The sequence below is a fragment of the Eubacterium callanderi genome (genome assembly GCF_900142645.1).
Classification (GTDB): Bacteria; Bacillota; Clostridia; order Eubacteriales; family Eubacteriaceae; genus Eubacterium; species Eubacterium callanderi.
Window position 1 is genome coordinate 67,395 of record NZ_FRBP01000009.1, and the last position, 13,278, is coordinate 80,672.

The 13,278-nt window shown below is 54.3% G+C and carries 9 protein-coding genes; 6 read left to right on the forward strand and 3 right to left on the reverse strand.

The features are described from left to right. Positions 1 to 7: 7 nt before the first annotated feature. The 4 genes from trpS to BUC22_RS13310 all read left to right on the forward strand — a co-directional run bounded on the left by trpS (position 8) and on the right by BUC22_RS13310 (position 2,210). Positions 8 to 1,012 (forward strand): tryptophan--tRNA ligase, encoded by a 1,005-nt coding sequence (gene trpS, locus BUC22_RS13300; protein WP_013379152.1) that lies wholly within the window; start codon positions 8 to 10, stop codon positions 1,010 to 1,012. 77 nt (positions 1,013 to 1,089) lie between these two features. Next, the gene (locus BUC22_RS13305) at positions 1,090 to 1,452 is read left to right on the forward strand and encodes a hypothetical protein (RefSeq protein WP_013379153.1); all 363 of its coding nucleotides are present in this window, start codon (positions 1,090 to 1,092) and stop codon (positions 1,450 to 1,452) included. After that, positions 1,424 to 1,576 carry a hypothetical protein gene (locus tag BUC22_RS21905; RefSeq protein ID WP_013379154.1) on the forward strand — a complete coding sequence of 51 codons (153 nt, stop codon included), beginning with the start codon at positions 1,424 to 1,426 and terminating at the stop codon, positions 1,574 to 1,576. The genes BUC22_RS13305 and BUC22_RS21905 overlap by 29 nt, the downstream gene beginning before the upstream one ends. 139 nt (positions 1,577 to 1,715) lie before the next feature. Then, positions 1,716 to 2,210, forward strand: a complete 495-nt coding sequence (locus tag BUC22_RS13310; RefSeq protein WP_013379155.1) for a hypothetical protein — start codon at positions 1,716 to 1,718, stop codon at positions 2,208 to 2,210. 32 nt (positions 2,211 to 2,242) lie between these two features. On the opposite strand, the gene glpK is transcribed toward BUC22_RS13310, so the two are convergent. From glpK to BUC22_RS13325, 3 genes are read right to left on the reverse strand one after another with little or no spacing between them, the layout of a single operon-like run. Further along, positions 2,243 to 3,736 (reverse strand): glycerol kinase GlpK, encoded by a 1,494-nt coding sequence (gene glpK, locus BUC22_RS13315; protein WP_013379156.1) that lies wholly within the window; start codon positions 3,734 to 3,736, stop codon positions 2,243 to 2,245. A gap of 11 nt (positions 3,737 to 3,747) precedes the next feature. Beyond that, on the reverse strand, positions 3,748 to 5,283 hold the full coding sequence (locus BUC22_RS13320) for an amidohydrolase (protein WP_073383088.1): 1,536 nt from the start codon (positions 5,281 to 5,283) through the stop codon (positions 3,748 to 3,750). 4 nt (positions 5,284 to 5,287) lie between these two features. Further along, the gene (locus tag BUC22_RS13325; RefSeq protein ID WP_207663160.1) at positions 5,288 to 5,863 is read right to left on the reverse strand and encodes a glycerol-3-phosphate responsive antiterminator; all 576 of its coding nucleotides are present in this window, start codon (positions 5,861 to 5,863) and stop codon (positions 5,288 to 5,290) included. A gap of 273 nt (positions 5,864 to 6,136) precedes the next feature. Between BUC22_RS13325 and BUC22_RS13330 the strand changes: the two genes are divergently transcribed. Beyond that, entirely contained in the window at positions 6,137 to 9,508 is a 3,372-nt protein-coding gene (locus BUC22_RS13330; RefSeq protein ID WP_013379160.1) for a PD-(D/E)XK nuclease family protein, read from the forward strand. Then, complete coding sequence (gene addA, locus BUC22_RS13335; protein ID WP_013379161.1) at positions 9,495 to 13,067, forward strand: helicase-exonuclease AddAB subunit AddA; 3,573 nt, start codon at positions 9,495 to 9,497, stop codon at positions 13,065 to 13,067. The genes BUC22_RS13330 and addA overlap by 14 nt, the downstream gene beginning before the upstream one ends. Positions 13,068 to 13,278 lie beyond the last annotated feature (211 nt).

Here is a 13,278-nt window from a genome sequence, read left to right on the forward strand (position 1 = left end):
AGCATCTATGGAAACATCCGAAAAAAAAATTGTATACAGCGGCATACAGCCATCAGGAACTTTTACCATCGGCAATTATTTTGGCGCCATGAAAAACTGGGTTCCCATGCAGGAGGCTTACGACTGCCTGTACTGCGTGGTTGACCTGCACGCCATCACGGTACCGCAGGTTCCGGCGGATTTAAGACGCCGTACCTATGAATCCCTGGCCATTTTGATGGCTGTGGGCATTGATCCGGATAAATCGATCCTTTACGTGCAGTCCCATGTGCCGGCCCACACCGAGCTGACATGGATACTCAACTGCTTCAGCTACATGGGTGAGCTGAGCCGTATGACCCAGTACAAGGATAAATCTAAAAAACAGGGCAATAACATCCGTGTTGGCCTGTTCGACTACCCGGTTCTCATGGCGGCCGACATTTTGTTATACCAGTCCGATCTGGTCCCTGTGGGCAACGATCAGAAGCAGCACGTCGAGCTGGCAAGAGATATCGCCTCCCGTTTCAACCAGCAGTTCAGCCCCACCTTTAAGCTGCCAGAACCCTATTTTGGGGAGACGGGCGCGCGCATCATGAGTCTGCAGGAGCCGGGCAGAAAGATGTCCAAATCCGATGAGAATATCAACGGCTTTGTCTCGCTCTTAGACGATCCCGACACGGTTATCCGCAAGTTTAAGCGCGCCGTCACCGATTCCGATACCGAAGTGCGCCACGACCGGGAAAATAAGCCCGGTGTCTCCAACCTCATGGAAATCTATAACTGCACCACGGGCCGCAGCCTTGAAGCAATCCAGAGGGAGTTTGAGGGCAAGGGCTACGGCGACTTCAAGCTTGCTGTGGGCGAGAGCGTAGCAGAAACCCTGCGCCCCATCCAGGAGGAGTACAAGCGCCTGCTGGCCGACAAGGGTTATCTGGAAAGCGTCATGAAGCAAAACGCCGAGAGAGCCGCGAAGATCGCCTATAAAACCCTCATGAAGGTCCGTAAAAAAACGGGGTTTATTAATCTGTAAAATAAAAAAGAACATGCGATTATATCGCGTGTTCTTTTTTACTGTTGGTACTTTAACAATGCAAAGGAGTAAAGAAAATGAAGCGAGAACCAAGCTATGAAGCGCGTGCGGCCATTCTGGAAAGACTGATTGCCTGTTACGAGGAGGTAGAGGATTATCCAGATAACAAGGTGCGCGTCACCTTTACGGATGGCGGACAGCAGCTCTTTGACGGCCACCTGGAAAGCTTTTATGAAACAATCCTGACCCACCTGATGGTAAGTGTCCCGCATTGCAAGCGGATGGCGCGGGAGATCCTGGCCCCTGAAAATGAGACTAAAATTATGCTGCCGATTGTCATCCGGCCCAGTCTGTCGTTCATGGTCTTTGAGCGGACAGAAGGCCCTTTGTTTGTCAATCGGTTTTCAATCAATGAAGGAACCCGAAAACGGGCGCTTTGACCATGAGATCGCCTACCACGGCGGAGCGGTCATCGCGGTGCCCTACAGTGACGGAACTATAAGGCGCCGCATGCGGGAGGCCCGGGAGGTGGAGCTTGAGTGGCTGAAGCGCCACGGGTGCTGAGTGCTGAACACCCGAAAACCGCCCGCGCTCTGCATAAAACCGTAAATAAAAGGCTATTATGGTAAAATCAAAACAGCTGTATTGATTTGGGTGCTTTTCTATTATAGAATGAAAAAAACAGCTGAAGGAGGGAAAAACCATGCGGAAAAGACAAGGGTTTCTGGTCGTCCTTGCGTTGCTTTTCATTGTTATTTTAGGCGGCTGCGGCGGTGGTGATACAACACTGAGTGATCTGGAGAGGACTGCGGAGCAATTTAACGCCGCGCCTGCAGACACCCATGAGACCTATACCTTCAGCACCGGCGGCGCTGTCAGGTTCAGTGACATGACGGCTGTGGAAAGGCAGAAATCCGGCCGCGGCATCTATGATGATTGCCTGAGAATCACCATGGCCTGTGAGCTGGCCCAGGCAAGGGCTTTTCTTGACCAGGCAGAGATCACAGCGGTTAGCGAGGATGGCCGGGGCTACAGTGACAGCACCTTTTTCGTCAACGGTAATGAAAAGGAATGTGCGCTGACCATTGAGTGCCCTGTCGAAGAAAAGGTAAAGTACATTGTCATTGGCCCTTTTAAACCGAATTTTGACGGCGATAAGACAAAAATTATCTTTGAGAAAACAAATGCCGGGACGTAATTTTTCGTTACGTCCCGGCTATTTTTCAGTATTTAGCGTTTCAGCCAGCCGCCTGCGCGCTCAATGGCCCGGTTCCAGTTAAAGCAGCGTTCTTCGCGCTCTTCTTCTGAGATGGCGGGCTCAAAGCTGCGGTCGATTTTCCAGAATTTGGAAATTTCTTCAATGGAGTCCCAATAGCCAACGGCCAGACCGGCGGAGTAAGCAGCGCCGAGGCAGGTGGTTTCTGTAATGACTGGCCGTTCAACGGGAATTCCCAGAATGTCGGCCTGAAACTGAAGCATGAAATCGCTCTTGGCGCCGCCGCCGTCGGCCCGGAGCTTTTTAAGCGGAATGCCGGCTTTGCGCTCCATGACCTTAAAGGCGTCCCGCACCTGAAAAGCCATGGATTCCAGAGCGGCTCTGGCGATGTGGTGCTTGGTAGTGCCGCGGGAAATGCCGATGATGGTGCCCCGGGCGTAGGAATCGAAATAAGGAGCGCCTAGGCCCACGAATGCCGGGACAAAGTAGACGCCGGCTGTGTCTGCCACCTGCCGGGCAAGGGCCTCGGCTTCGCCGCTTTCTTCGATAATGTTCAGGCCGTCACGCAGCCACTGGATGGCAGCGCCGGAGACATCCACCAGGCCTTCCAGCCCATAGTCAACCTTTCCGCCAATGGACCACAGCACAGGCGAGAAGATCCCGTCCGATGGCGGTATGTACTCATCACCGGTATTCATCAGAATAAAGGAGCCGGTGCCGTAGGTGTTTTTGGCCATGCCCTTTTCAAAGCAGGCCTGGCCGAGGGTTGCGCCCTGCTGGTCGCCGATGAGCCCAGCGATGGGGATTTCAACGCCGCCGAACAGGGCTGGATCGGTGGCGGTATAGATTTCGCTGGTGCTGCGGATTTCGGGCAGAATGCTCCGTGGGATATCCAGATCGCTCAGGATACCTTTATCATACTCAAGGGTTCTCGCGTTTTGCAGCAGGGTGACTGCGCTGTTTGACGGGTCGGTGACATGAGCCCTGCCGCCAGACAGCTTCCAGGTGAGCCAGGAATCAATGGTTCCGTAAATAAGCCTGCCGTCGTCCACACCTCTGCGGATTTCGGGATTATTCTTCAGCTGCCAGTGGATTTTGGTGGCGGAGTCATTGGGGATGATGGTAACACCAGTGCGGTCTTCGATGGCCGGCCCATCCTTCTCGATCAGGGCTTCGCAGATCGGAAGGGTGCGCCGGTCCTGCCAGACAATGGCGCGGTCTGCGGGGATTCCGGTGTTTTTATCCCAGAATACAGTGGTCTCACGCTGGTTGGTAATGCCGATGCCCGCGATGTTTTCGGGCTTGAGATGTGCCTCTGAGATGGCCTGCCGCATCATTTTCAGGGTGATCTCATAAATTTCCATGGCGTCATGCTCTACCCAGCCAGGCTGTGGGAAATATTGGGTAAACTCGCTGTATGCAGAGGAAATAATATTGACATCCTGGTCAAAAATGATGGCGCGTGTGCCGGTGGTGCCCTGGTCAATGCCTAAAATATACTTTTTCATCATGGTCTCCTTTATTTTTGATAAACAATTTTTCCGTTTTTAATAGTCATACATACCTCAAGCTCTTTGAGCTTATCTGAGGCTATGGCGTAAGGGTTACCCGACAGAACAGTGAGGTCTCCCAGTTTTCCGGGTGTGATGCTGCCCTTTTGATTTTCTTCAAAGGCGCAGTAGGCAGCGTCAAGGGTAAACATCCGCAGCGCGCTCTGGATATCCACGCTGTTTTCAGGATAAGACTGGTTGACTGCCGCGTGGAGGCCTAAGACAGGATCCATGGGCGTGACGCCGGAATCGGAGCCGCCGCCAACGGGAATGCCTGCCGCCACAAAGGTGGAAAGCGGGTAGCCCCGGCGCTCCCGTTCATCGCCGAGACGGAGGTTATAGACGCTGCCCGGGCCGCCCCGCAGATAGGTAAAGGAGGGCTGAGTTGAGATCACAACGCCCAGCCGGGCGGCGCGCTCAATATCACGCTTGTCTGGAAATCCAAAATGCTCGATGCGGAAGCGGTGGTCTGTGCGGGGGCACAGTGCCAGTGATTTTTCCAGGCAGTCCAGCACAAAGGTCACAGCGCGCTGGCCAATGGCGTGAAAACCGGTCTGAAGCTTGTTCTGATGGGCTTTTGTGATATGGTTGACCACAAAGTCCTCGGTAAAATAAATTTCGCCGCAGGTATCCGGCGCATCGGTATAAGGCTGCGTGAAGGCTGCGGTCCGGGAGCCGATGGAGCCATCCAGCAAAAGATCGGTTCCGACAGCAGGCAGGTGGTGGTCCAGAATATTCTGGATGTTTTCGGTATCCCAGTAGATGCGGATATCGAGGGGAAAGCGGCTCTGGTTTTCAAGAAAAACAGGAATATCCTTGTCTGAAAACATATCGCCGCCCTCCATGGCGTGAATGGTGGTGATCCCCTTTTTGACAGCCTCTGAGGCCGTGTAGTTTAGCATATCCGTCCGCTGGGCGTCGGTCATTTTCTCATAGAAATAGGAGCGAGCTCTGCCGTTGGCTTTGTCGTGCAGACGTCCGGTAACGCGGCCGGAAGGGTCCTTTACCAGGCCGTGCTCGGTTCCGTCAAAACCGATTTCGTTAAAGGCCAGGGTGTTGACCAGCGTGTAGTGCAGTCCGCGGTCCACAATGTAGACGCCACGGTCTGGGACAACCGCGTCAATTTCTGCTGCGGTCGGCGGCCGTTTCTCGGCCAGACGGGACTCGTCGAGCCGGGTGCAGTAAACCCAGCCGGCAGCACCGTCCCGTGAGGCCTCCTGAATTTTATCCAGGACGTCTGCGATCGAAGCGCAGTCGTAAAGGTCGATGCCGATGGCGTTGAGCCCAGTGCCCATGACGTGTACATGGCAGTCATGGAGACCGGGGACTGCGGTTTTCCCCTTTAAGTCGATACAGGTAATATGCCGCTCTGCGGCCAGACGCCTGATATCCTCGGAACAGCCGGCGGCGGCAATCTTACCATCTTCAATGAGAACCGCCTCACAGAAGGGGCGGTGTTCATCCATGGTAATGATGTTTCCGCCGATAAGGGCCAGATTATTCATTTTTTCAGTCCTCCCTTTGTTGATTATGCCACAGTGATTTCTCACTGGTGGTAACGCCTTCCAGGCCAGCCTTTAAGAGCAGGTTCAGCTCTTCGCTGCTGGCACAGAGTCCTCCGCCGAACAAGGGACAGCCAGTCTCTGATTTTATCTGTCTGATAATGCGGCCTGGCAGAGAAGAGGGCATTAACAGAGCGCAGTCTGGTTTATTTTCATTGACGGCGCGCACTGCGCTGGCGACCGCGCTGCTGTCAATGATAAAAAGCCCTAAAACGGCCAGCATTTTTTCGCTTTGTATGGTGCTGATGCAGTGAAGCCTGGTTGTGTTAACCGCGTCAACGCCGATATTGGCAAGGTAACGGACACTGGTGCGGTCTGTGCTCAGGCCGTTTATGGAATCGTGATGCACAATGATTTTTTTTCGTTTTTCGTGAACACGGCGGACAATATTGGGCAGGGTATTGATATCGCCAAGTTTTACCATGACCCAGGGATCAGCGTAGCTGTCCAGAAAGGCAACGAAGTCGGCGGTATTGGAAATGGCCGGAATAATGACCGGCAGGGGTGTTTGCAGGTTTAACACTTTTAACTCCTCCATAAAATGAATACAAAAAATCCGCATCACACCCTGCTGTTTCTTAAGCAAAGCTGCAATACGGATTTATCTCATCTGCACAATCCTAATTGATTCTTTTTCTCATTGTATCGGATTTTTTAAACGATGTCAACTCTTTTATCCAAATTCAGAAATAAGGGCGTAACGAAAAGTTACCTCCCGGGATTTTTTTAGGACTTCCCTAATATTAAAATGGTATAATAAGGCCACTTGTAAAACTAACTGCGCAGGAGGTGCAGCATGCGAATCAGAGTGATTGTCGGCCGGGAAGGCCGTTTGCATATTAATAAAAGTGACTATATTTATGAGGAGATCGGCGCCCGGCTGCAGCGGGGCAGGAGCAAGATGTACCTGGTGGTGCCGGAGCAGTTTACCCTGGGGGCAGAGCGGGAGCTCATGGCCTATAACCGCCTGCCGGGGCTTTTGGGCGCGGATGTGCTCAGCTTTAAGCGTCTGGAATACCGGGTTCTCAGTGAGGTGGGCGGCATTGCCAAAACCTTTGTGGACGAGCACGGCAAGCAGATGCTTTTGCAGAAGAGCATCCGTGAGGTGCAGAAGGAGCTGTCGGTTTACCGCAGAAGCGCGGGAAAGCTGGGCTTTCTGGAAAATATCTGCGCGTTTATCAGCGAGCTTAAGCAGAGTGAGATCACGCCAGAGGATCTGGAGACTGCTGAGAGCGAGGTGGGTGAAGGGCGGATTCTCAGCCAGAAGCTGAAGGATATCCGGAAAATTTACGGCGCCTACACAAAGCTGCTGGGAGGTGAGCGGATTGACGGTGATGACCGGGCAAAGCTTCTGTGCGCCCAGATTCCAAAGTCCGATTATCTGGAGCGCTCCCTGATCTGGATCGACGGCTTCCACACCTTCTCTAACCAGGATTTTCGGATCATCGAGGCCCTGGCCGCCAAGGCGGACTGTGTGACCATAACCCTGACCCTGGACCCGGATAAGAATGCGCCGGATGCGCCGGCCTTTTATGTGCCCGGCGAGACGCTGAAGCGGATTGAGAAAATGGCCAATGATCTGGGTTTTGAGGCGGAGATCGTCAATCTGGAGGCAGCAGTGCGTCCGGCGGTTTCAGGTCTTGACTATCTGGAGCAGAATCTCTTTGCACTGCGGCCCCGGCCTTATAAAGAGGAGCCTGGGGATATGGCGGTGGTTCAGTGTAAAAACATCTGGAACGAAGTGGAAAAGGGCGCTCAGAAAATCGTGGAGCTGGTGCGGGAGCGGGACTTCCGCTATCAGGATATCGTGGTGCTCGCCGGCGATATGGAGACCTACGGAGGCGCCATCAAGCGGGCCTTTTCGGAGTATGGCATCCCCTTTTTTATGGACGATGTGAAAAAGGTCACAGAGAACAACTTTCTGGAGGCGGTGCTGGCAGCGCTTGAGACAAACCGGAGCCACTATGCCTATGAGGATATATTCACCTTTGTCAAAACCGGGTTTGCGCCCATCACGCCAGAGGAAGCCCAGGAGCTTGAGAACTATGTGATCGAGTATGGCATCCGCGGAAACGCCTGGGAGAAGCCCTTTGATCGCCCAAGCGCCAATGAGGCGGTGTCTTTGGAGGCGCTGAACGCGAGCCGTGAGCGGCTCATGGCCCCTTTTATGACGCTGCGCAAAATCCTGAGAAAATCAAGAACCTATGCGGATAAAACCAGAAGTCTGGTGCGTTTTTTAGAGGATATCAAAGCTCCGGAAACCATTGACGGTCTGAGCGAAGCGCTGCGGGAGCGGGGCGATTTTGACAGCATGGGCCTTTATAACCAGATCTGGAACATTCTCATGGAGGTGTTTGACCAGATCAACAGCACCATGGGTGGTGAGAGCACCACCCTGGAGGAATACATTTCGGTGCTGAGCGGGGGCTTCCAGTCCTACACCGTGGGCGTAATCCCAAACCGCCAGGATGTGGTCAACATCACCGACCTGATGCGCAGCCGCCATTCTGAGATGAAGGCCCTGCTGGTCTTTGGCATGAATGAGGGCGTCATCCCGGCCAACAGCCCCTCCTTCAACCTTTTGTCGGAGCGTGAACGCAGTCAGCTGCGAAAACAGGAGATGGCGCTCCAGGACAACAGTGATTTTAGACGGGCTCAGGAGGATTTTCTGCTCTACAGCCTTTTCGCCGCGCCCAGCGATTATTTATACCTGTCCTATTCCATGGCGGACGCCGAGGGCAGCACCATTCCGGTATCGCCGCTCATCCCCAGGATACAGGCGGTTTTTCCAAAGCTGACCGTTACAAGCGCTCTGGAAAACACCCTCTCAAAGGAATGGGAAGCCGTGGCGACCCCGAGAGGCACCATCTCAAGCCTTATCGACCATCTGCGGGAGCTGCGCTATGGAAAGGGCACGGTGATGCCAGAGGAGACCAAGCGTCTCTGGCAGGCTGTCGGTAAATGGTATGATGAAGACGCCCGTTATCACACAGCCTTCCGGCAGATTCAGGAGGCTCTGGATTACGATGGTGTGGATGACTGTCTGAGCCAGGGGCAGGCCATCCGTCTTTTTGAGCCGCCCATTCAGGCCAGCGTGTCACGTCTGGAGCTCTACCGCAAGTGTCCCTTCTCCCACTATGTGGCGTATGGCCTGAGGCCCGTGCCCAGACAGGAATACGAGGTCGAGCCGCCAGACATCGGCACCGTGCTGCATCATCTCATCGACGCGGTCTATAAGGAGGCTGAGCGGGAGCAGGTTTCCGTCAAGGATCTGAGTCAGGAAAAGACCGACGCCATGGTGGACGCCATTCTGGATGAAACCCTGCCGCAGGTAAGGCATCAGGTGTTTAACAGCACAGGCCAGTACCAGTATCTCGGCCGCAAGCTGCGCCGGGTGAGCAAGCGCACGGTCCGTGTGCTGGTGGACCATATGCGCCGCGGTGAATTTGACTTTAAATACAGTGAGCAGCAGTTCAGCCAGATTTTGGAGCTGCCGAGCTTTGAGGAGACTGTTAGGGTACGCGGCGTCATTGACCGCATCGACGTCTACCAGCGCGAGGGCGACACCTTTGTGAAGGTCATTGACTATAAATCCGGCAACAAGACCCTGAATCTGGCGGAGATCTATTACGGCCTGTCGCTTCAGCTAGCTGTCTACATGGAGGCCGGGATTGAGATTCTGGAGGGCGATAACCTGATACCAGGCGGCACCTTTTATTTTCATGTGGACGATCCCATGCTCCAGGTAAACAAGCTCGACCCGGAAACACTGACCGCGGCCCTCAACGATTCCTTTAAGCTTAACGGCATCTATCTGGATGACCCGCGTTTCACCAAGGCCATGGATGCAGAGGCCGATAAGGATTCTGAGGTCATCAGCCTGAAATCCCGGAACTCCAAGCTGAGCCGGGATGAGTTTGAGGATCTGCTGGACTACGTGAAGCGCGTGATTATCGAGATGACCGAAAAAATACTGGGCGGCGATATTGCGGTCCGCCCCTATAAAAAGGGCAAGGAAACCGGCTGCGAGTATTGTCCTTACAAGGGTATCTGCCAGTTCGATGAGAGCATCGGCAAGGCGTCCTATGATGTGCTGCGCACCAGCATTCCGAGGGATGAGTTTATCCAGAAAATAAAGGAAGGAGGAAAAGACAATGAGATGGACTGAGGATCAGCTGAGAGCCATTGAGACCAGAAAAAAAAACCTGCTGGTATCCGCGGCGGCCGGCTCGGGCAAAACCGCGCTGCTCATCGAGCGTATTCGCCGTATTGTGGTGGAGGAAAAGACCAGTGTGGATGCCCTGCTGGTGCTTACCTTTACGCGGTCCGCGGCAGCGGAAATGAAGGAGCGGCTGAGCGCTGCTCTCATGGCAGAGCTTGAGAAGGAGGACGTGGATTCGGATTTTGTCATCGCGCAGATCAGCCGTTTGGGCGCGGCCTCCATCTCCACCCTTCATGCCTTTTGCAGCCGTCTGGTCAGGGACTACTTTCAGGAGGGCGGCATCGACCCGGAATTTAAGCTGGGCAACGAGACCGAGCTCTCCATCATGCTTCAGGAAGCCCTGGAGGACCTCTTTGAGGAAAAATACCAGGAGATACCAGCAGATGGCGAGACACCCTTCAGCCGCCTGGTGGATATGTTTACCGGCAACCGGGACGACCGGGAGCTCAAGAGTCTGGTGGAAAATTTCCACTATTTTCTTGTGACGCAGCCGGATTCAGAAAAGTGGTGCGCGCGCTCGCTGTCCTATTTTGAGCTGGACGCTGAGGGCTTTTGGCAAAGCCCCTGGGGGCGGGAGCTGGACAGCCTGATCCGCACCGATATGGAGGGGGCCTATGAGCTTTTGGAGAGCGCATACGCCCTGTGCCGGGACACCGAGGGTTTTGAGAAAACCGCCGCCCAGCTTCAGGAGGATTTCTTTGCGGTGGGGCTTGCCATGGACGCGCTGGAGGAGGGTTATGACGATTTTAGAAACGCCCTTTCCGGTATCCGCTTTGCCCGCTACAGCGGCAATAAAAAAGCCGACGCCGAGACCAGCGACCACATCAAGGATCTGCGAAACGAAGCCAAGGGCATCGTTCAGGGACTGCAGAAACGGCTGAATCTTGACCTCACAGAGGCCCTTGCCCAGCTGGCGGAGATGAAACGCCCCATGGAAGACCTGGTGGGGCTGACAAGGGATTTCCAGAAAAAGTATCAGCTTAAAAAGGCGGAAAAAAACCTGCTGGATTTCAACGACCTTGAGCAGAGCACTCTGCGCATTTTAGAGAATCCCGCCATTGCGGCCGAGGTGCGCGAGCAGTATGCGTACGTATTTCTGGACGAATACCAGGATACCAATGATATGCAGGAGGCCATCATCAAGCGGATTGTCCGGGACGATAATTACTTTATGGTCGGGGACGTCAAACAGAGCATTTACCGCTTCCGTCTGGCTGACCCCACGATTTTCATCGGAAAGTACCGCGCCTTCAGCCAAGAGACCGACGCGCTCAACGACCTCATTACCCTGAGCCAGAACTTCAGAAGCTGCCAGGGCGTGGTGGACGGCGTTAACACAGTGTTTGAGGCCATTATGAGCCCAGCGCTGGGCGAGATCGCGTACGATGAACGGGCGCGTCTTTACAAGGGACTGGATAGCGAGGGGCCCTATGTCAAAACCCAGGTGCATGTCATCGAAAATAAAACCGATGAGGATACCGACCCCATTGTGGGCGAGATGCCCGCAGTGGAGATGGAGGCGCGGTTCATTGCCCGGGAAATACAGAGCCGGGTGGGCAAGCCTTTTTATGACACCAAAACCGGCGAAGAACGCCTGCTTCAGTACCGTGATATCGGCGTGCTGATGCGTTCAGTGGCCGGCCGGGGCGATGTCTACGCCAAAATCTTTTCAGAGCTGGGGATTCCCGCCTATTTTGACGGCGGCGAGCAGTATTACGAGTCCATGGAAATCGGTGTGATCATGAACCTTCTGGATCTCATCGACAACCACCATCAGGACCTGCCCCTGCTCAGCGTGATGACCTCGCCAATCGGCGATTTTGACACCGAAGAGTGCACCGAAATCCGCCTGTTTCAAAAAGAGGGAAGCTACTACGCCGCAGCGGAAAAATACAAAGATGAGCGCGAGGACGCGCTGGCTGCCAAGCTGAAAGCCTTCTACCAAAGGCTTGACGCCTGGCAGTGGGATTCGCGGGTCATGGACATCGAGGATTTTTTATGGAAGCTGTACCTGGACACAGGCTACTACCATTTTGTGGGCGCTCTGCCCGGCGGCGAGCAGCGGCAGAATAATCTGCGGGTGCTCCTGAAACGCGCCGGAGACTATAAGCGCTCCACCCTGCGCGGCCTGTTCTATTTTATCCGGTTTATCGAGCGCATGAAAAAGCACAAGTACGATTTGTCGCCGCCTGGTGTGCTCAGTGAGAGCGAGAATGTGGTGCGCATCATGACCATCCACAAGAGCAAGGGGCTGGAGTTTCCAGTGGTTTTTCTGTCTGGTACTGGCAAGCTGTTCAACAAGCGCACCCGCAACCGGGATATCCTGTTCCACAAGGATCTGGGCATCTGTCCGGATTACATTAATCTGGAGCTGAGGGCAAAAATGCCCACACTGGCCAAGAACATCTGTCTTGAAAAAAACGAGATGGAAACCCTGTCCGAGGAAATGCGGCTGCTCTATGTCGCCATGACCCGCGCCCGTGAAAGCCTGGTGGTGGTAGGCATGGTCAAAAATCTGGAATCCAGGCTGACCGCCTGGTCAGGCCCTGGCGATCTGTATCATCTCAAGAAAGCGGGTGGGCTTTTGGACTGGATCATGCAGGCGCTTTTAAGAAACAGCGCGCCGGAAATCGCCGGGGAGGAAAAACGGCGCCACCTAAGTCTGCCAAGCTACGATGTCTATTTTTATACGGCTGAGCAGAGCCTGAAGCACCATGTCTCAGAGGATACGGTTGAGGAGCTGATGGAGGAGGCCCAGGCGCCCTCAGAGGCCATGTGGCAGGAGGTCTGCCGCCGCCTGAGCTACCGCTATCCCTTTGAGGGACAACAGGAGCTGCCAGGTAAAATGACCGTCACCGAGGTCAAACGGCTGAGAATCCAGGCCGAGGCCCTGGGCGTTCCAGAAATCCCTGAACGTGTGGCGCTGCCGTCCTTTATGGTGGCCGATGCCCGGGAAATTACCGGCGCAGAAAAGGGAACCGCCCTGCATTTTATGATGCAGAGCCTGCCCCTTGATAAGCTGCGCGCTGTGGCAGCGGATACCGGGGCCCTTGATGGATTGCTTACGGAGGAGCGGCAAAGGCTCGTCACCGAAGAACTCCTACTGCCAGAGCTGGCTGAGACCATCGACCTTGAGGTCATCCGCAGGTTTTTCCAGTCTGAGCTGGGAAGGCGCATGCTGGCCGCAGAGCGTGTGCGGCGGGAGGTGCCCTTCAATTACCAGTATGACCCCAGAAAGGTGCTGCCGGACTGGCAGCATGCTGATACCCCGCTGGTAGTGCAGGGGATGATTGACTGCTGCTTTGAGGAAAACGGAAAATGGATTCTGTTAGACTACAAGACTGACCGCTACTTTGGTGAAGCCAGCCGGAAACAGCTCATCGACCAGTACCGTCTCCAGATTAATTTCTACGCCGAGGCCCTGGCAAACCTGACCGGTATGCCCGTTGCCGAGCGGATTCTCTGCCTGGTGGTCATGGGAGAGCAGATAAAGGTGGACCGGTAAAAAATAAGGGTGTAACCAAACGTTACGTCCTCAGAGTGTCAGAAAAGTGGTGCAGTCCGAGACTATGCCTTTTATTCAGATAAAAAAAGCCCAGGCGCTGCGGCAAACGGCCAGGAATCGTGCCGTTTTTAAGGAAAAGCCGGACACTGGAGAGACCAGACGCCCGTTTTATTGAAGAAGATAGAAGATACAGGTGTAAAGACAGCGCCCG